This window comes from Micromonospora sp. NPDC005367, assembly GCF_040606825.1.
Taxonomy (GTDB): domain Bacteria; phylum Actinomycetota; class Actinomycetes; order Mycobacteriales; family Micromonosporaceae; genus Micromonospora.
Window position 1 is genome coordinate 93,258 of record NZ_JBEXFP010000006.1, and the last position, 18,439, is coordinate 111,696.

At 71.7% G+C, this 18,439-nt stretch carries 21 protein-coding genes; 10 read left to right on the forward strand and 11 right to left on the reverse strand.

Annotated features, from left to right (window positions below; genetic code table 11):
- Positions 1–84: 84 nt before the first annotated feature.
- The 3 genes from ABZS42_RS06800 to ABZS42_RS06810 are packed head-to-tail and all read right to left on the reverse strand — an operon-like array spanning position 85 to position 2,448.
- Positions 85–912 carry a 3-keto-5-aminohexanoate cleavage protein gene (locus ABZS42_RS06800; protein ID WP_355142977.1) on the reverse strand — a complete coding sequence of 276 codons (828 nt, stop codon included), beginning with the start codon at positions 910–912 and terminating at the stop codon, positions 85–87.
- A gap of 22 nt (positions 913–934) precedes the next feature.
- Positions 935–2,047: a folate-binding protein gene (locus tag ABZS42_RS06805; RefSeq protein ID WP_355142978.1), complete on the reverse strand. Its 1,113-nt coding sequence runs from the start codon at positions 2,045–2,047 to the stop codon at positions 935–937.
- Entirely contained in the window at positions 2,044–2,448 is a 405-nt protein-coding gene (locus ABZS42_RS06810; RefSeq protein ID WP_355143071.1) for a Fur family transcriptional regulator, read from the reverse strand. Before ABZS42_RS06810 ends, ABZS42_RS06805 begins: the two co-directional genes overlap by 4 nt.
- A 90-nt stretch (positions 2,449–2,538) precedes the next feature.
- Between ABZS42_RS06810 and ABZS42_RS06815 the strand changes: the two genes are divergently transcribed.
- Positions 2,539–3,393, forward strand: a complete 855-nt coding sequence (locus ABZS42_RS06815) for an aminotransferase class IV (RefSeq protein ID WP_355142979.1) — start codon at positions 2,539–2,541, stop codon at positions 3,391–3,393.
- Between the two features lie 4 nt (positions 3,394–3,397).
- Here the strand turns inward: ABZS42_RS06815 and ABZS42_RS06820 are convergent, their stop codons facing one another.
- Positions 3,398–4,003, reverse strand: coding sequence for an FABP family protein (locus tag ABZS42_RS06820; RefSeq protein WP_355142980.1), 606 nt, complete (start codon positions 4,001–4,003; stop codon positions 3,398–3,400).
- A gap of 55 nt (positions 4,004–4,058) precedes the next feature.
- Positions 4,059–4,163 carry a small membrane protein MtfM gene (gene mtfM, locus ABZS42_RS06825; protein ID WP_267900765.1) on the reverse strand — a complete coding sequence of 35 codons (105 nt, stop codon included), beginning with the start codon at positions 4,161–4,163 and terminating at the stop codon, positions 4,059–4,061.
- 12 nt (positions 4,164–4,175) lie between these two features.
- On the opposite strand from mtfM, the gene ABZS42_RS06830 reads away from it, so the two are divergent.
- The 3 genes from ABZS42_RS06830 (at position 4,176) to ABZS42_RS06840 (ending at position 7,073) form a co-directional block, all read left to right on the forward strand.
- On the forward strand, positions 4,176–4,550 hold the full coding sequence (locus ABZS42_RS06830; RefSeq protein ID WP_355142981.1) for a DsrE family protein: 375 nt from the start codon (positions 4,176–4,178) through the stop codon (positions 4,548–4,550).
- A 91-nt stretch (positions 4,551–4,641) separates the two neighbouring features.
- Positions 4,642–5,025 (forward strand): SCP2 sterol-binding domain-containing protein, encoded by a 384-nt coding sequence (locus tag ABZS42_RS06835; RefSeq protein ID WP_355142982.1) that lies wholly within the window; start codon positions 4,642–4,644, stop codon positions 5,023–5,025.
- Entirely contained in the window at positions 5,022–7,073 is a 2,052-nt protein-coding gene (locus ABZS42_RS06840) for a glycogen debranching N-terminal domain-containing protein (protein ID WP_355142983.1), read from the forward strand. Before ABZS42_RS06835 ends, ABZS42_RS06840 begins: the two co-directional genes overlap by 4 nt.
- Before the next feature lie 85 nt (positions 7,074–7,158).
- Here ABZS42_RS06840 and ABZS42_RS06845 read toward each other — a convergent pair whose 3' ends face one another.
- The 6 genes from ABZS42_RS06845 to ABZS42_RS06870 form a co-directional block, all read right to left on the reverse strand.
- Entirely contained in the window at positions 7,159–8,019 is an 861-nt protein-coding gene (locus tag ABZS42_RS06845) for a hypothetical protein (RefSeq protein WP_355142984.1), read from the reverse strand.
- Positions 8,020–8,157: 138 nt separating this feature from the next.
- A complete protein-coding gene (locus ABZS42_RS06850) occupies positions 8,158–8,490 on the reverse strand; it encodes a DUF1416 domain-containing protein (RefSeq protein ID WP_355142985.1) in 333 nt (110 codons plus the stop codon).
- 3 nt (positions 8,491–8,493) lie between these two features.
- Positions 8,494–9,342, reverse strand: coding sequence for a sulfurtransferase (locus ABZS42_RS06855; protein ID WP_355142986.1), 849 nt, complete (start codon positions 9,340–9,342; stop codon positions 8,494–8,496).
- A 207-nt stretch (positions 9,343–9,549) separates the two neighbouring features.
- Positions 9,550–9,627: an Ms5788A family Cys-rich leader peptide gene (locus ABZS42_RS06860; protein WP_311202345.1), complete on the reverse strand. Its 78-nt coding sequence runs from the start codon at positions 9,625–9,627 to the stop codon at positions 9,550–9,552.
- Positions 9,628–9,719: 92 nt separating this feature from the next.
- Positions 9,720–10,508 (reverse strand): DUF2993 domain-containing protein, encoded by a 789-nt coding sequence (locus ABZS42_RS06865; RefSeq protein WP_355142987.1) that lies wholly within the window; start codon positions 10,506–10,508, stop codon positions 9,720–9,722.
- 131 nt (positions 10,509–10,639) lie between these two features.
- Entirely contained in the window at positions 10,640–11,686 is a 1,047-nt protein-coding gene (locus tag ABZS42_RS06870; protein ID WP_355142988.1) for a hypothetical protein, read from the reverse strand.
- 266 nt (positions 11,687–11,952) lie between these two features.
- Between ABZS42_RS06870 and ABZS42_RS06875 the strand changes: the two genes are divergently transcribed.
- The 6 genes from ABZS42_RS06875 (at position 11,953) to pstA (ending at position 18,424) form a co-directional block, all read left to right on the forward strand.
- Entirely contained in the window at positions 11,953–12,672 is a 720-nt protein-coding gene (locus tag ABZS42_RS06875) for a response regulator transcription factor (RefSeq protein WP_355143072.1), read from the forward strand.
- A 103-nt stretch (positions 12,673–12,775) separates the two neighbouring features.
- Entirely contained in the window at positions 12,776–13,723 is a 948-nt protein-coding gene (locus tag ABZS42_RS06880) for a polysaccharide deacetylase family protein (RefSeq protein ID WP_355142989.1), read from the forward strand.
- 55 nt (positions 13,724–13,778) lie between these two features.
- Positions 13,779–14,705: a mycothiol synthase gene (gene mshD / locus ABZS42_RS06885; RefSeq protein WP_355142990.1), complete on the forward strand. Its 927-nt coding sequence runs from the start codon at positions 13,779–13,781 to the stop codon at positions 14,703–14,705.
- 397 nt (positions 14,706–15,102) lie between these two features.
- Entirely contained in the window at positions 15,103–16,209 is a 1,107-nt protein-coding gene (pstS, locus tag ABZS42_RS06890; RefSeq protein WP_355142991.1) for a phosphate ABC transporter substrate-binding protein PstS, read from the forward strand.
- Positions 16,210–16,247: 38 nt separating this feature from the next.
- Complete coding sequence (gene pstC / locus ABZS42_RS06895) at positions 16,248–17,339, forward strand: phosphate ABC transporter permease subunit PstC (RefSeq protein ID WP_355142992.1); 1,092 nt, start codon at positions 16,248–16,250, stop codon at positions 17,337–17,339.
- Entirely contained in the window at positions 17,336–18,424 is a 1,089-nt protein-coding gene (gene pstA, locus ABZS42_RS06900; RefSeq protein ID WP_355142993.1) for a phosphate ABC transporter permease PstA, read from the forward strand. The genes pstC and pstA overlap by 4 nt, the downstream gene beginning before the upstream one ends.
- The last annotated feature ends 15 nt before the right edge of the window (positions 18,425–18,439 follow it).

Here is an 18,439-nt window from a genome sequence, read left to right on the forward strand (position 1 = left end):
GGTACCGACGCGGTGGCGACCCCCGACGGCCGGGTGACCAGGTCGTCCGGCAATCTGTGACAGGAGTGCCGAACGGGGCTGGCCTTACAGGCCGAGCAGCTCGCGGGCCTCGACGGTGGTCAGCGGCGGGCGCTGGGCGAGCTGCGCGAAGCCGACCGCCCGGGCGACCAGCTGCATGTTGGACTCCACCGGCCGCCCCTTGGCGTAGGTGACCGTGTCCTCCATGCCGACCCGCAGGTGTCCACCCGTGGAGAGCGAGGCGAGCAGGACCGGGAGGGTGCTGCGACCGATGCCGGTAGCCGAGAAGGTGGTGCCCTCCGGGAGGTCCCGCAGCATCTGCCGCGCGGCGACAAGCGTCTCGGTGGTGCCCGGCATGCCGCCGGGTACCCCCATCACGAAGTCGACGTGCACGTGCCCGCCGTGCGGCAGGCCGTACTTGCCGAGCAGGCGCTGGAGCGCGGCCAGGTGGCCGAGATCGAAGATCTCGTACTCCGGCACGATGCCGCGTTCCTGCATGCGGGTGTGCAGGTCGACGATGAACTCCCAGCGGTTGAGGAAGACGTCGTCGCCGAAGTTGACCGTGCCCATCGTGCAGGAGGCCATGTCGGGCGCGGAGTCGAGCACCGCGAGCCGGTCCGACTCCGGGTCGGTCACCGCACCGCCGGAGGAGAGCTGGACGATCAGGTCGGTGCGTTCCCGCAGCGCCGCCACCGTGTCGCGCAACCGGCCCAGGTCGAGGGTCGGCTTCGCCTCGCCGTCCCGGATGTGGACGTGGATCACGGCGGCGCCGAGCGCCTCGCACTCCTTCGCGGTGAGCAGCAACTCGTCGAGGGTCACCGGCAGCGCCGGAACCTCCGCCTTGGCCGACTCCGCGCCGGTCGGGGCAACCGTGATCAACGTCCCTGTCGTCATGCCGGGATCGTAGACGCCGAGGTCAGTCCGGGTCGATGGCGGTCGCGATGTTTCCGATCATGAGGCGGGCGTCCTCGGGGACGTTGCGCTTGACCACCGCGAGGGCGATCTGACCCAGCTCGTAGTGGTGCACGGCGGTGCCGACGAAACCGACCGCACGGTCGTCGAGAGTCACCGGAGTGCCGGCGGCGGGCGGCTGGTCGGTGCTCACCCCGTCCAGATGCAGCAGGACGAGGCGACGCGGCGGCCGGCCCAGGTTGTGTACCCGGGCCACCGTCTCCTGGCCCCGGTAACAGCCCTTGTCCAGGTGCACCGCCGGGCCGATCAGGTTCACCTCGGCGGGGATCGTCCGGTGGTCGGTGTCCACCCCGACCCGGGGCCGGCGGGCGGCCACCCGGATCGCCTCGTACGCCCACAGCCCGGCGACCGGGACTCCCGCTCCGCGCAGCTCGGCGACCACCTGGTCCATCGTCTCCCGAGGCACGAGCAGGTCCACCCCGAGCGGCACCCGGCGGGCCCAGCCGCCGGCGGGCAGCGGCTGCACCGCGTACCGCGCGGTGGGCCGGGGAGGCACCTCGCCGCGACGGAACTTCGGACCCGGCACCGCGACCGCGTCGGGTGCCGCCAGCCCGGTCACGCCGAGCGTCTCGAGCGCCCCTGGGGCCTCCGGCCCGACCAGGGAGAGCAGCGCGTGATCCGGGGTCGCGTCACGCGGCTCGACCTTACTGAAGAAGCGCATCCGCTCCAGGTACGACAGCAGCCCGGTGGTGGCGCCGGGCTCGGTGTCCAGCCAGGTGGTCACCCCGTCCTCGGCGACCAGGGCGTGCTGCTCGATGTGCCCGTGCGGGGAGAGCACCAGCAGTTCCGTCCCCTCGCCGGCGGCGAGGTCGGCGAGGTGCTGCGAAGTCAGCGTGTGCAGCCAGCTCGCCCGCTCCTCGCCGGGTACCGCGATCACCCCGCGATGCGACCGGTCCACCAGGCCGACGGCGCTGTCCAGCGCACGTTGCTCCCGCATCGGATCGCCGTAGTGCGCGGCGACCCCGCGCACCCCGGCCGCGGCGTGCGCCGGCTCGGGCTGGTCGCGGCTGGCCTCGTCGATGCTCTCTACGGCCACCGCACCCGCGATGTCGATCATCCCTGGTCCCCGTTCTCACAGCTGCCGCAGACACCGAAGAGTGACACGTGCCCGATGTCCACCTGAAAACCACGTTGCCTGGCGAGTTGGTCGGCGAGCGGCCGGATCAACTCGGGGTCGAACTCGTCGATCTCGCCGCAGTTGCGGCAGACGAGGTGCACGTGCTGGTGCTCACCAGCGGTGTGGTAGGTCGGCGAGCCGTGCGAGAGGTGCGTGTGTGTCACCAGGCCGAGCCGTTCCAGCAGCTCCAGCGTGCGGTAGATGGTGGTGATGTTGACGCCCGCAGCCACCTCGCGGACCGCGGTGTGCACCTGCTCCGGCGTGGCGTGCCCGAGGTCCAGCACCGCCTGCAGGACCAGCTGCCGCTGCGCCGTCAGCCGCAGGCCGCGGGAGCGGAGCATTTCCGCGAGGGAGGACTCGGACACCGTCCGATCATAGTTCGCCGTCAGGCCGATCCCGGCCCACCTGTTCCGCCGCTACGCTCGGCGGTCATGGTGGCATCGAGGATCGCGGTGCTGGGGCGCGACGCCATGTCCGTCGATGATCCGGTACTGCGCGGCAATGACCTGGGGGTGCTGCACGGCGACGGGATCTTCGAGACGATGCATCTCCGCGACGGGGCACCGTGGTTGCGGGACGAGCACCTGCACCGGATGTCCCGGGCCGCCTCGGCCGTCGAGTTGGCGCTGCCGCCTCGGGCCGTCCTGGTCGGGCTGCTCGACACGGTCCGGGCGGGCTGGCCGGCAGGGGTGGAGGGCGCGTTGCGGCTGATCTGCACCCGGGGTCCGGAGAGCGGCGGCCCGCCGACCGTGTACGCCACGCTCGCCGAGGTCCCGGCCGCGGCCCGCCGCGCCCGAGTGACCGGAATCACGGTGGCGAGCCTGCCGCTCGGGGTTCCTGCGGCATCGCGTTCCGCGCTGGACTGGCTGCCCGCGGGGATCAAGTCGACGTCGTTCGCCGCGAGCACGGCCGCCCGGCGCTGGGCGCGCCGGGCAGGCGTGCAGGACGTGCTCTGGATCTCCTCGGACGGGTACGCCCTGGAGGGGCCGACCGCGAACCTGGTGTGGCTGGCCGGCCGCACCCTCTGCACGGTGCCGGCCGCCACCACCGGCATCCTGCCCGGCACCACCGCCGCCTGGCTGCTGGCGCACGCGGGCGACCTGGAACTCAGCGCCGACGAACGGCTGGTCACCCCGGCCGAGTTGCAGGCCGCCGACGGCGTCTGGTTCACCTCGTCGGTACGCGGCCTCGTCGAGGTGACCGCGTTGGACGGCGACTCTCGCCCCCCGTCCCCGAAGACCCGCGCCCTGCAGGAACTCCTGGGGTTCCCCGTCGACCGGACGTGATCGGTCAGCCGCCGACCCTCACGAGACGGGCGGAGAGGTGCGGGTTGAGCCCCTGGCCTACGGCCGCCATCTCCTGGGCGTAGAGCAGCGCGCCCTCGACGATGCCGAAGAGGCGGTGCCCGGAGGTGACCTCCTTGGCGGTCGACGTCCGCACCACCGCGTCGGTGACCAGTTCGATCTGGGTCCCGTTACGCCGCCCGAGGTACAGCTCCATCACCCCGGTCGGGTTCGTCATCAGCACCTCGAGCTCGTCGGTGGCCCGCTCACCGTCGAGCACCGGCCGCCACCAGCCCACCTCACGGCCGGCCGGGCGCACCGGGCGGCTCTGCTCGTCGAGGATCCACGCGCGCGACTCGTAGAACAGGAACGGACGCCCGTCGTGGCTGATCCGGATCTCCTGCGCGAAGTCGAAGTCCTCGATGGTGGGGTAGCCGCCCCGCCCGCGCCCCCGCCACACCCCGATGTACGGCAGCAGGCCGTCCAGCGTCGGGTGCAGCTTCGGACCGACCCGCAGGTCGTGGCTCTCCTCGTACGGGTACGGGTCGACCGGTGGCGCGTTCAGCCACGGGGGCGGCGCCAGCGGGTTGTCGTCCGACGGGTTCGCGCTCACCGGATCTCCTTCGCTCGCGACTGCGGGGCTCGCAAACTCGGCTCAATCCTCGCGCTCACCAGTTACCTCTCGAAATGCGTACGGCCAGATAGATCAGGCCACCGGCGAGCGCGCCCAGGCCGGCGACCAGCAGGCTGACGAACCCGATCTCGGTAACCATCGCGGCCATCCTATGCTGGGCCCCATGGCCCGTACTCTCGTCGTCAAGGCCACCGCGGGTGCGGACGCGCCGGAGCGGTGCGCCCAGGCGTTCACGGTCGCCGCCGCGGCTGCCGCGTCCGGGGTGGAGGTCTCGCTCTGGCTGACCGGCGAGTCGACCTGGTTCGCGCTGCCCGGCCGCGCCGAGGAGTTCGACCTGCCGCACTCGGCCCCGCTGGCCGAACTGCTGCACGTGGTGCTCACCACCGGCACGGTGACCGCCTGCACCCAGTGCGCCGCCCGGCGGGAGATCGGCCCCGACGACGTGTTGCCGGGGGTGCGGATCGCCGGCGCGGCGGTCTTCGTCGAGGAGGCGATGGCGCAGGGCGCGCAGGCGCTCGTCTACTGACCGCGCCCCGCGAGACCGTTCTCCCGTCACCGGCTCGGTGACCAGATCGGATACCCGCCCGAAAGGCCGGGTTGCTGCCTAGGCTTCTGCTGTGAGCGAGGCCATCGAGCGGTTCTTCGAATCGCTGCCGGCACGCGCTCCTGAGATCCTGCGTGGGCTGGTGAGCGGCACCCTCCAGATCGATCTCACCGTGACCGGGGGTGTGACCGAACACTGGCTGGTCATGATGCGCCCCGGCGCGGTGATGGTGAGCCGCCAGCGCGGCCCGGCCGACGCCATCTGGTACAGCAGCGTGGATCTCTTCGAGCGGATGGTGCGCGGGCAGGCACAGGGCATCGCCGCGGTGCTGCGCAACGAGAGCACATTCAGCGGGAACGTCGTACTCTTCCTCGTCTTCCGCAGGTTCTTCCCCGACCCCCCGGGCACCCGTGACCCCCGCGAGGTGGCTCGGCAGCAGGTCGGACGGCCGGCGTGATCGACCTGGTCAGCATCCTGGACGGCAACACGTTCCTGGTCAGTGACCAACGCGGTGACGTCGAACCCTCCTTCGACTTCCCCACCGGCCTCTTCTCGTTCGACACCCGTTTCCTCTCCACCTGGCTGCTCACCCTCGACGGGGAACGTCTGCACCCGCTCTCGATCGACGACGCGCGGTCCTACCGCACCCGGTTCTTCCTGGCCCCCGGCGAGCCGACCCACTACCTGGACGCCAAGGTCTCGGTGATCCGCAGCCGCGCCATCGGCGGCAGCTTCAGCGAGGAACTGACCGTGCTCAACCATTCGGGAGAGCAGGTCGAGTTCAGGCTGCGGGTCGACATCGGCGCCGACTTCGCCGACCTCTTCGAGGTCAAGAGCCCCCGGCAGAAGAAGGGCCGGACGACGGCGATGGTGAACGGCAACGAGCTCCGCCTGATCTACCGTCGCGAGGCGTTCCACCGGGAAACGGTGATCACCACCAGCGAGCCGGCCGACATCGACGTGGCCGGCATGGCGTTCCACGTCCGCGTCGACCGGCACGGCGAGTGGACCACACGGCTGCACGTGGAGACCGTCGTGTACGGCGCACGCGGCGAGGACATCCGTTCCACCCTGCGGTACGGCGGCAGTCGGGACATGGCCGCCATCGAGGCCGAGCAGAGCGAGTTCATCGAGCGGGCGCCGAAGCTCGGCTGCGACTGCGAGCCACTCGCCACCGCCTACCGGCGCAGCCTCAACGACCTCGCCGCCCTGCGTTACGAGTCGATCACTCTCGGCGTCCGGCTGCTCGCCGCCGGACTGCCGTGGTTCATGACCCTCTTCGGCCGGGACAGCATGTTCACCTCGCTCCAGGCGCTGCCGTTCCTGCCCGAGCTGGTCCCGCCCACCCTCCAGATCCTGGCCGGTCTACAGGGACATCGGGTGGACGATTTCCGGGACGAGGAGCCGGGCAAGATCCTGCACGAGCTGCGGTACGGCGAGACGGCCGGTTTCGAGGAGCAGCCTCATTCCCCGTACTACGGTTCGGCCGACTCCACGCCGCTCTTCGTCATCCTGCTCGACGAGTACGAACGGTGGACCGGCGACAGCCAGCTCGTGCTGCTGCTGGAATCGGCGGCCCGGGCCGCGTTGGACTGGATCGACACCTACGGCGACCTGCTCGGCACCGGCTACATCTGGTTCCAGACCCGCAACCCGCGGACCGGTCTGCAGAACCACTGCTGGAAGGACTCCCCGGATTCGATCTCGTACTCGGACGGGCGGCTGCCGGGCTTTCCCCGGGCCACCTGCGAACTCCAGGGCTACGCCTACGACGCGAAGGTGCGGGGCGCCCGGCTCGCCCGCAAGTTCTGGAACGACCCGGAGTACGCCGACCGGCTCGAACGCGAGGCGGCGCAGCTCAAGGAGCGGTTCAACCGTGACTTCTGGATCCCGGAGAAGGAGTACTACGCGCTCGCGCTCGACGCCGACGGCCGGCACGTGGACGCCCTCTCCTCCAACATCGGCCACCTGCTCTGGAGCGGCATCGTGGACGAGGCGCGAGCCGGGCGGATCGTCGACCATCTGCTCGGCCCGCGGCTCTTCTCCGGCTGGGGCGTGCGTACGCTCGCCGACGACCAGGGGCGTTACAACCCGATCGGCTACCACGTGGGCACGGTCTGGCCGTTCGACAACTCGATCATCGCTTGGGGACTGCACCGGTACGGCTACCGGGAGGAGGCCGGGCGGATCTGCGACGCGATGCTCGCCGCCGCCCAGTACTTCAACGGTCGGCTGCCCGAGGCGTTCGCTGGCTACGAGCGCAGCCTGACCGACTTCCCGGTGCGGTACCCGACCGCGTCCAGCCCGCAGGCCTGGTCGACGGGCACTCCGCTGCTGCTGCTGCGGGTCATGCTCGGCCTCGAACCGCAGGGCGAGCATCTCGTGATCGACCCGGCCGTGCCGGAGGGCATGGGCCGCATCGAGTTGCTCGACATCCCGGGGCGCTGGGGCAGGGTCGATGCCCTCGGTCGTAGTCGCACCCCGATGGGCGGCCGCCGTCCCTGACCTCGTTCGCCGGACGACTCTCCACCATGGGGCCACCGCCGTCTGGGCGGCGAACTCGTGATCGCCCGGGGGGCCGGCGGGGTGGTCAGGGGCAGCCGGTGGTGGCCGCCAGGTGCGGTTCGTCGGCCGCCGTGTCGGCCAGGACGACGGTCCGGCCCGTGCGGTACGCGTACGCCTCGACGGTTTCGAGCATCGGGCCGCCCGTGGCGAGCGGGGCGAGTGCGGTGGCCGGGTCCGCCGGGCCGGGTTCGGCGTCGGAGCGGGCGGTACGGGCGAGGCCACCGCCGGGGCAGGGAGCGGTCACCAGCTCGGGGGCCGCCTCGGCGGAGCCACCGAGGGCGCGCCGCGCGTCGGCGAGCGCGGTCACCTCGGCCCCGGGCGTCGCGGTGCTCGCCTCGCCGGCGGGCGGGTATCCGGCACCGAGCAATCGGCAGCCGGTGTCGACGGTCAGCTGGACCTGCCGCTCACTCGCGGGGCGTCCCGCGACGGCGACGAACTCGCCGGCATCGGCGCGCAGCCGGAGCCCGTCCGGTGTCATCTGCACCCCGGCCCGCCAGCCGGCCGGCAAGCGATCGGCGATCCCCTCCAGCAACTGCCGCTCGTCGCCCTCGGTCGCGGCCACCGCCACGCTCCGGGTCAGGGTCGCGCCCTCGGCCAGCGGGGTGACCCGGCAGCCCCGCTCGACCCGCGGCGGCGTCAGCTCAAGCAGGTTGGTGCCGGCGGCCGCGGCCAGTTCACCCACGGCCCGGTCGACCAGGGCGCCCGCCTCGGAGAGGGTGCGCTGTTCGCGCACCGTCGGCGGGTCGTCGTGCACCGACGTCCAGACGAGCACGGCGAGCAGCAGCGCCCACGCGACGGCCGCCGCCAGCAGCCAGCGGCGACGGTTGGGGGCCGGCGCGTCAGGACCGGACGGCGGGGCGTACCCCGTCTGGACAGCACCGCTCACCGAGCCATCGTGTCACGCGACGCCCGACGACCCGGACCCGCGTCGATGGTGGGACCGCCCGGCCGACGGTCGTGGCCCGGGTACGGCCGGGGCCGGCCACCCGCGTGGGTGACCGGCCCCGGACGTTCAGAGCGTGGGTCAGGAGGCGACGGCGACGGGCACCTCGGTGATGCCCCGGCCGACGGTGACTGTGGTGTCACCGTTGCCGTGCCGGGAGAGCGCGCGCAGGGTCCAGGTGCCCGGCGCCGCGAAGAAACGGAACTGGCCGGCCGCCGAGGTCACCACCTCGGCGGTGAACTCGCCGGTCGAGTCGAGCAGCCGGACGTACGCGCCGGGCACGACCTCACCCTCGGCGGCGCGGACGACGCCGCTGATCACGGTTTCCTTCTCCAGGTCCAGGCTGGCCGGCAGAGGTGCGGCCTGGTCCGGTGCGGCGCAGCCCGCAGCGGTGGAAGCGACAGGAGCAGTCACGTCTCACACCTCCCCCGGCTCGTCGCCGAGCGCGACCGGCACGCCGACCAGCGAGCCGTACTCGGTCCAGGAGCCGTCGTAGTTCTTGACGTTGCGGTGCCCGAGCAGCTCCTGCAGCACGAACCAGCTGTGCGAGGAGCGCTCGCCGATCCGGCAGTAGGCGATGGTCTCCTTGCCGTCGTCCAGCCCCGCGTCGGCGTAGATCTTGCGCAGTTCGTCGTCCGACTTGAAGGTGCCGTCCTCGTTGGCCGCCTTCGACCACGGCACGCTGAGCGCGGTCGGGATGTGCCCGGCCCGCTGCGCCTGCTCCTGCGGCAGGTGGGCGGGGGCGAGCAGCCGACCGGCGTACTCGTCGGGGGACCGCACGTCGATCAGGTTCTTGGTGCCGATGGCGGCGACCACCTCGTCGCGGAAGGCGCGGATCGAGGTGTCCGGCTCCTGCGCGACGTACCGGGTGGCGGGACGGGTCACCACGTCCTTGACCAGCGGACGGGCGTCCAGCTCCCACTTCTTGCGACCACCGTCGAGCAGCTTGACCTCACGGTGACCGTAGAGCTTGAAGTACCAGTAGGCGTACGCGGCGAACCAGTTGTTGTTGCCGCCGTACAGCACGACGATGTCGTCGTTGCCGATCCCACGCTCGGAGAGCAGCGCTTCGAACCGGTTCTTGTTCACGAAGTCCCGGCGTACCGGATCCTGCAGGTCGGTCCTCCAGTCCAGCTTGATCGCCCCGGCGAGGTGGCCGGTGTCGTAGGCGGAGGTGTCCTCGTCGACCTCGACGAAGACGACTCCCGGGGTGTCGAGGTTCTTCTCGGCCCAGTCGGCCGACACGAGTGCGGTGTCGCGACTCATCAGATCACTCCCTGGTGAGGATGGGTGGTGAGTCAACGCGAAGAGCGAAAATTGTCGATGTCGCACCATGCGCGGGACCCACGGTTAGGACGGATCACGGGTTCGTGCGACGGCGCCGCTGCCGGGCGGATGGGGGTGGGAGCACCGGAGGGTACGTGGACCCTGCGTGCCGATGGCCGCGTCAAGCGGCCGAGGACAGCCCCGCCGTCAGATGACGGGACGACACAGGCAGGTGGCCACGCGGCACAGGTCGACCGCGCGCCGTTTGGTGAGGAGGGTCCCCATGGGATGCGAGCCTATCAGCCATCTTTCCGGACGCCAGGGCACCGACCAGCATCCGGGAACCGGCTACCCGCCGACGTGCGCGTCTCGCCGGGTCAGCCCGCGGAGTTGATGGGCACGTCGGTGGCGTCGGCGGTGACCGCCAGCCCGTCCGGTGTGGGCCGGACCTCACGGACGGCAAGCTGGAAGGGCAACTCGGGCAGGGGCACGTCGATCGAGATGCTCCGCGCGTAGTTGTTCAGCAACGTACGGGCCACCGCGACGTCCGGCAGCCCCTCGGCGTTCAGGTCGTTGAAGCGGAGGCTGACCTTGCCCTGCTCGCTGATCACCACGTCGGCGGTGCCGGTGACGGTGAGCTGCTGGCCGAGGACGTCCACCGGTGCGGTGACGGCCAGCTTCCCGCCCTGTTCGCTGAGCTTGAGCCCGGGCCGGTCGAGCAGGGCGGCCAGGCTGTCGTAGCTGACGGTGGCGGTGCCGTGCACCCTCTCGGCGACCACCTCGCCCCGCCCGGAGCGGATGGTGTCCAGCGAGGCGCTGACCTCACGGGCGTCCACGTCGAGCTTCGGCAGGCTGATCGCGTCGCCCTGCACCGAGCCACGGACCTCGCGCAGCACGATCGAGATGCGCTCGTACCGGCCGTTCAACACCTGGGTGAGGAACGGGAAGCCGCCGACCTCGACCTCCGGCGGCGCGGACTGGGCGCCCTGCTTGGCCACTTCCTGGCGGACCTGGTCGGTGATGGCGCGCTCGGCCACCCCGACGGCCACCCGGTCGGCGACCACCAGGATCCCGACCAGCAGCAGGAGCAGCACGACGAGTACGACGAGGGCCCGACGGCCCCGTCGCCGGGGACGTTCCGCATACGCCGGTTGGGCCTGGGTCACGCCGCCTCCTGTCCGTACGCCGCTGTGCGGCTCGTCCTGTCACGCCCGCGCTGTCGCGACGGCTCGTCGCTACCGGTGCCGCGCCGTAGCGCCCGCTTGGTACCCGGGCGGCATCGAACTCAACCGTACGTTCAGAGGAAGAGCATGCACATCGCGTACGCGGCCGGGGCGGCCAACGCGAAGCCGCCCAGCGGGCCCTGCATGTGCCGGGCGACCCACATCGTCGGCGCCTCACCGGCCATCAGCCGGCCCGCTTCCGCGTAACCCACGGCGAGGTCGGCCAGCACCGCGGCGACGGCCGCGACCAGGCCGATGATCGCGGCCTTGGTCGGCGTGAAGGGGGTGACGAGGTAGCTGCCGAGCACCGCGCTGACCAGCGTGCCGACCATCGCGCCGCCGACCACCCCGGCGGCGCCCCGAGGCACCTGCGGGGCGAGCCGGGGCCAGGGCACCACCGCGTCGACGGCCCGGGCGACGGTGAGTGCGACGCCGCTCGCGGCCAGGCAGACGGTGATGGCCTGGGTGCCCGCCGGGACCCGGCTCAGCACGATCAGCGTGCCGAAGGCGACCACGCCGACCACGATCAGCAGGGTGCTGCCGAGCGAGTCGGTGACCCGCACCCGGTCGACGCGGCGTATCAGCTGGCCGAGCACGCCGAGGATGAAGCCGCCGGCCGCGACGTAGCCGAGCGGCGCCAGCCCGGCGACCCCGGACTGCACCGCCGCGGCGTCGGCCGCCACCGCCACCCCGACACTGACCAGGGCGACCAGCAGCAGCGCGGGCGGCCGCATGGCCATCGTCCAGGCCAGCACGAAGAGCAGCTGGACGCCGAGAATGATGATCGCGAAGGGGAGCCGGTGCCCCGGCCCGGAGGTCTGCGCCCCGAGCACCAGGCCGATCCCGAGCAGCAGGGAGAAGCCGGCGGTGGCGAGCGAGAGCGGCCGCCGGACCTCGACCGGCGGCATCTCCTCCTCGTCCGGCTCGACCGTCGCGTCGTCCGGTCTCCGGGCCGGCTCACCGCCGCGCCGGATCCGGCGGGGGCCACGACGCTCGCGGCGTTCACCGCCGTCGGCGTCGGGCGCGCTACGCGGCTCCGGCGGCGGGCCGTAGGGCGGCCCGGGCCGGGGTCCGTCGGACCACGGGTCACGGCCGGTCTCGGGCGAGGTGGAGGGAAACACGTCCCGATCGTGCCAGACCGGCCGCGCGGGGCGGAGGCCCCGCCCGGGGTACGGCGGTCACGGTTTCGGCAACGTTAAAACCCGAGCCCCCATCGCGGGCAAAGCGAACAAACGGGAAACTTTCCCGGGAGTGCGGGGAGACCCATCGGTTAGGCTCATGCCGTTACCCCGCCCGTCAGAGACGCCGGGACCCACGCTAGTTCTCAGCACACTCGTCGACCGGAGTGTCGCTGGTCGCGCGCGGCCACGAGGCCGCCGGGACGGAGGTGATCGTGGAGATCCTGCTGCTGGTGGGTGCACGTGCGGGTGAGCCGTCCGCCGTGTTGCCGGCGCTCGAGCTCTTGCCGCACTCGGTACGCACCGCGCCGCGCGATGTACGCACGCTGGTCGCCGGCCCGAGTCCGGACGCGGTCCTGGTGGACGCCCGCTCGGAGCTGACCGAGACCCGGGCGACCTGCCGGATGCTGCACGCCACCGGCCTCGGCGTACCCCTGGTCGCGGTGGTCACCGAGGCCGGGCTGATCGCGCTGAACGCCGACTGGGGCATCGACGACGTCGTCCTCGCGTCGGCCGGCCCGGCTGAGGTGGAGGCCCGGCTGCGACTCGCCGTAGGGCGGTACAACAACGCGGTCGCCGGCACGGGTGGCGCGATCCGGGCCGGGGAGCTGACGATCGACCCGGACACCTACGCCGCGAAGCTCAAGGGGCGTCCGCTCGACCTCACGTACAAGGAGTTCGAGCTGCTGAAGTTCCTCGCCCAGCACCCGGGCCGGGTGTTCACCCGCGACCAGCTCCTGCGGGAGGTCTGGGGATACGACTACTTCGGCGGCACCCGCACGGTGGACGTGCACGTCCGGCGGCTGCGGGCCAAGCTCGGCTCGGAGTACGAGTCGATGATCGGCACGGTGCGCCAGGTGGGCTACAAGTTCGTGGTGCCGCCGTCCCGTCCGCTGCCCGAGTCGGAGCCCGCGCCACTGCCGGTCTGATCCGGTTTCCTCTCGGGCTTTTCCCATATGCCCTTTTTGTGCAGCTCGCCGGTTCTATTCTGACTGTCGAGTTTGTCGGCGAAAAGGGACGGCGGTACGCGCAATGACCACGGGGGGCGGCAGCCGGCTGAGCGACCGGGTACGAGCGCTGTTGCGGCCCGGCTCAACCGGACGCGCGGCCGCGATCGTCGTCCTGGTGGTGGCCGCGCTGCTCGGTTCGGCGTACGCGCTGGGGCGGAGCCTCATCCCGGAACGGCCGCAGCACAGTGCCGCCGGAGTCACCAGCGACCTGAACGGCGGCCACTACGCCGACCAGCCCGCGGCCGAGCCCACCGTCAGCGAGCAAACCGAGCAGGCCGAGCAGGACGGCGATCCCACCGAACCGCCGAAGCCGACCGAGCCCGCCGAGGCGGGACAGGACGGCTCGTCGCAGGACGCCACCGGCGACGGCCTCTTCGGGGCGCACGCCACCACCGGCAATGACCGGGTCGCCTTGACCTTCGACGACGGCCCCGATCCGCAGTACACCCCGCAGGTCCTCGCCGCACTACGGGAGTTCGGCGTCCGGGCCACGTTCTGCCTGGTGGGCGAGATGGCCGAGAACCATCCCGACCTGGTCCGCGCGATCGTGGCCGATGGGCACACCCTCTGCAACCACTCCTGGAACCACGACATCACACTCGGCAAGCGCTCCCCGGACGCGATCCGGGCCGACCTGCTCCGCACCAACCAGGCCATCCGGGCCGCGGTCCCCGACGCGCCGATCGTCTGGTACCGCCAGCCTGGCGGCGCCTGGACCTACCCGGTCGTCTCCGTGGCGCACGCGCTGGGAATGACGCCGCTGCACTGGGCCGTGGACCCGTCGGACTGGGAGGCACCGGGGGCTGCGAAGATCGCCGCGATCGTCTCCTCCCAGGTCGAACCCGGTTCGGTGGTGCTGATGCACGACGCCGGCGGGAACCGGCAGGGCACCGTGGAGGCCCTCTGGCAGCTCCTTCCGGAGCTGACCGCGCGTTTCGACCTGGAGGCCCTGCCCACCGACCAGACGTGAGTCGATCGCACCGGGGGCCGGCGACCACCGGACCGGACCGGGATACGGTGAACGGATGAGCAGCGCCGAGCCCAGCGCCGACCAGGTGACCCGTGCCGACCGGCTCTCCCCCACGGAGATCGCCGACGTGCTGGCCCTGGCCCGGGCCGCCGGCGACACCGACGGAGCCGACCCCTTCGACGAGCACACCCTGTTGCGCCTGCGCGACCCCGAGGCGTTCGCGGTGCACCTGATCTCCCGGGCCGGCGACGGCACGCTGAGCGGGTACGCCCACCTGGACACCACCGACCCGTCCGCCGGTGTCGGGGTCGAGCTGGTGGCGCATCCCGCGCACCGGCGGCGTGGCACCGGCCGGGCGCTGGCCCGGGCCGCGGTGGCCGCGGCCACCGGCCCACTGCGCGCCTGGGCGCACGGCGACCACCCCTCCGCCGCCGCGCTCGCGGTCGACCTCGGGTTCACCCGGGCCCGGGTGCTCTGGCAGCTGCGCCGCTCGCTCACCGCCCCGGTGACCGAGCCTCGCCTGCCCGACGGGGTCACGCTGCGCGCCTTCCAGCCGGGGGCCGACGACGACGCCTGGCTGGCGCTCAACGCCCGGGCCTTCGCCGAACATCCCGAGCAGGGCCGATGGACGGCCGACGACCTGCGGGTACGGCTGGCGGAACAATGGTTCGACCCGGCCGGCTTCCTGCTCGCGGTGGAGGAGTCGACCGGCCGCCTGCTCGGGTTCCACTGGACCAAGGTGCACGAGATCCCGGGATCGGCCCGTATCGGCGAGGTGTACGTGCTGGGGGTGGATCCGGCGGCGCACCGCGGCGGGCTGGGCCGGGTGCTGACCGCGGCCGGGCTCGCGTACCTGCGCGACCGGCGCGGGCTGGACCGGGTGATGCTCTACGTCGACGAGTCGAACGGCCCGGCGGTCGCCCTCTACGAGCGGCTCGGGTTCCTGCGCTGGTCGGCGCACGTCAACTACCACCTGGGCTGACCGGAACCGGCTCGGTGGCGCCCAGGTCGCCGAGCCTCGCCGTGGGGGCGAGCCGTCGACGCGGACAGGTCGGCGGCGTGGACGCGTCGTCGGGTCCGTCGGTATGCCGCGCCGACGCCCCGGACCGGCCGCGGGTGGGATGACCAGTACGGCTCGACCAGGTCCCGGACAACCGGGAAAATGGCCATAAATCCGACTTGCGCTCGCGAGTTCACTTAACGGACAACCCGCCCTCGGCGAGCGGTCACCTCATCTGCCGAACCTGTTCACCCTTCGTTCACTCGCGACCGGCAAACCGGCTACCTGGCGCTCCTAGCTTGTGGAATCGGCCGGTCACTGCCGGTTCCCCCGGGCGACTACCGGGGCGCCAAGTCAGACGTGAAGGGAAACCCCTCAGGTGAAGCTCCAGCGGTATGGCACGATCGCCTGCCTCGCTGTTACTGCGGCGCTCGCTCTCAGTGCATGCGGCTCGGACAACAACGAGCCCGCGACCGGCGCCAGCGCCTCCGGCTCGGCCTCCGCGGTCGACTGCGCCACCGGCACGGTCAACGCCCAGGGCTCGTCGGCCCAGAAGAACGCCATGGCCGAATGGATCAAGGCGTACCAGCAGAAGTGCCAGGGCAGCACCATCAACTACGAGCCCACCGGCTCCGGCGCGGGCATCCAGGCCTTCATCGCCGGCACCGCCGACTTCGCCGGCTCCGACTCCGCGCTCAAGCCGGAGGAGCAGCCGCAGGCCGACGCCAAGTGCGCCGGCGGTACGGCCATCCACCTGCCGATGGTCATCGGTCCGGTGGCCGTCGCCTACAACGTCAGTGGCGTGGACAACCTCCAGCTCAAGCCGGCCACCCTGGCGAAGATCTTCGCCGGCAAGGTCACCAAGTGGGACGACCCGGCCATCAAGGCCGACAACCCCAGCGCCACCCTGCCGTCGACCACCATCCAGACGGTGCACCGCTCGGACGAGTCCGGCACCACCGACAACTTCACCAACTACCTGAGCAAGACCGCCGAGGCGGACTGGACCTTCGGCAAGGCCAAGGCATGGAAGGCCCCGGGCGGCACCGGCTCCAAGGGTTCGGACGGCGTGGCCACCTCGGTCAAGGGCGCGGACGGCTCGATCGGCTACATGGAGTGGTCCTTCGCCGAGAACGCCGGCCTCAACATGGCCAAGATCGGTAACGGTGCCGGCGAGTTCGCCGAGCTGACCGCCGAGAACGCCGGCAAGACCATCGCCGGAGCCACCATCGAGGGCCAGGGCGACGACCTGAAGCTGTCGATCGACTACAACACCAAGGAGGCCGGGGCCTACCCGATCGTCCTGGCGACGTACGAGATCGTCTGCGGCAAGGGCCTCGCCGCCGACAAGCTGCCGCTGGTCAAGGGCCTGCTCGGCTACGCGGCCAGCACCGAGGGCCAGAACTCCCTGACCGAGCTGGGCTACGCGCCGCTGCCGGAGACCGTCCGCACCAAGGTCGAGGCCGCGGTCAAGAACATCTCCTGACCTGACCCACCACCTCCGCAATCGAATCGAGCGAGCAGATGGGTGAAACCCCCCACCGCTCGGCCGACGCCGGCACCGGCGGGACTCGCGTGACCGAGAGTCACGAGTGGCCCGCCGGTGCTTCGGCGCGTGTGGCCGAGGCACCAGTCAGCACCCGTACCCCGGGCGGCACCGGGCTGGGCGGCGGCGGCGCGCTGCCCCGGGCCCGGGCGTTCGGCGCCGAGCGGGCCTTCCGCGGCCTCACCCTGGCTGCCGGCACCGCCGTCCTGGTCATCATCGCGGCGATCGCGGTCTTCCTGGTCGCCAAGGCGGTGCCGGCGTTGCGCGCCGACACCGCGAACTTCTGGACCTACGAGGGCTGGTCGCCCAACGAGACGCAGCCGAAGTTCGGCATCGGCACGCTCGCGTTCGGTACCGTGCTCAGCGCGGCACTGGGCCTGCTCATCGCGGTGCCCGTGGCGCTGGGCATCGCGCTCTACCTCTCCCACTACGCGCCACGCCGCGTCGGCACCACGCTCGGTTTCCTGATCGACCTGCTCGCCGCCGTGCCGAGCGTCGTCTTCGGTCTGTGGGGCCGGGAAATTTTCATCAACCCCGTCCGGGACTTCTCGGTCTGGCTGAACAAGTACTTCAGCTGGATCCCGCTCTTCGGGGGCGAGGGGCCCTTCGGCAAGTCCATCCTGCTCGGTGCGCTGGTCCTCGCGATCATGGTGCTGCCGATCGTCACCTCGCTCTCCCGCGAGGTGTTCATGCAGACCCCGACGGCGAACGAGGAGGCCGCCCTCGCCCTGGGCGCCACCCGGTGGGAGATGATCCGCACGGCGGTGCTGCCGTACGGCCGACCCGGCATCATCGCCGCGGTCATGCTCGGCCTGGGCCGCGCGCTCGGCGAGACGATCGCCCTCGCGATGACGCTCGGCATCACGTTCGGCATCTCGTTCAACCTGATCCAGAACGGCGGTAACACCATCGCCGCGAACATCGCCAACGCGTTCGGCGAGGCGAACGAGACCGGACGGGGCGCCCTCATCGCCTCCGGCCTGGTGCTCTTCGCGATCACGCTGATCGTCAACATCACCGCGCGGGTCATCATCTACCGCCGCCGGGAGTTCACGGAGTCGGCCGCATGACCACCACCGTCACCAGCCACCGCTCCCGACCGGCCGCCCAGCCGGACACCCTGCGGACGAAGCGACTCCCCCGGTACGCCGCGCCGGCCGTCGCGCTCGCCGCCCTGCTGGTCTCCGCGGCGGTGGTGCTCGGCGCCGGCATCGGCAACTGGGTGCTCGTCGTGGTCCTCGGCGCGCTGCTCTACCTGGCCGGGCTCTACATCGCGGCGAAGGCGGTCGAGGGGCCGCGTTCGGCCCGCAACCGCACCTGGAGCGCACTGATCCACTCGGCGTTCGTGCTCGCCGTACTGCCGCTCGCGTCGGTGGTCTGGACGCTGCTCAGCAAGGGCGTCGAGCGCCTCGACGCCGACTTCTTCCTCACCTCGATGAACAACATCGGGGCCCGGGACGCGAACGGCGGGGCGTACCACGCGATCATCGGCACGTTGGAGCAGGTCGGCATCGCCACCCTGATCACCGTCCCGCTCGGCATCCTCTGCGCCGTCCACATCGTCGAGTACGGCCGGGGCAAGTTCGCCTTCACGATCCGGTTCTTCGTCGACGTGATGACCGGCATCCCGTCGATCGTCTCCGGCCTGTTCGTACTGGCCTTCTGGGTGCTGATCGTCTCCCCGTGGTTCAACGACGGCCGGCCCAGCTTCTCGGGTTTCGCCGCCGCGCTCGCGCTGAGCGTGCTGATGCTCCCCACGGTGGTCCGCTCCACCGAGGAGATGCTGCGCCTCGTCCCGGCGCCGCTGCGCGAGGGCGCGTACGCCCTGGGCGTGCCGAAGTGGAAGACCATCCTGCGGGTCGTGCTGCCGACCGCGCTGCCGGGCATCGTGACCGGCGTCATGCTCGCCATCGCCCGCGCGGCCGGCGAGACCGCGCCGGTGCTACTCGTCGCCGGCGGCGGCGCGGCGATCAACTTCAACCCGTTCGAGAACAACCAGTCGTCGCTGTCGCTCTTCGTGTACCAGCAGGCCGGCGACGCGTCGCGGTTCTCCCCCGCCCGGGCGTGGACCGCGGCTCTCACCCTGGTAGCCCTCGTCCTGATCCTGACGATCGCGGCGAAGCTGCTGGCCCGTCGTAACCGGCTCGGCCGATGAACTTCGGAGGTACCA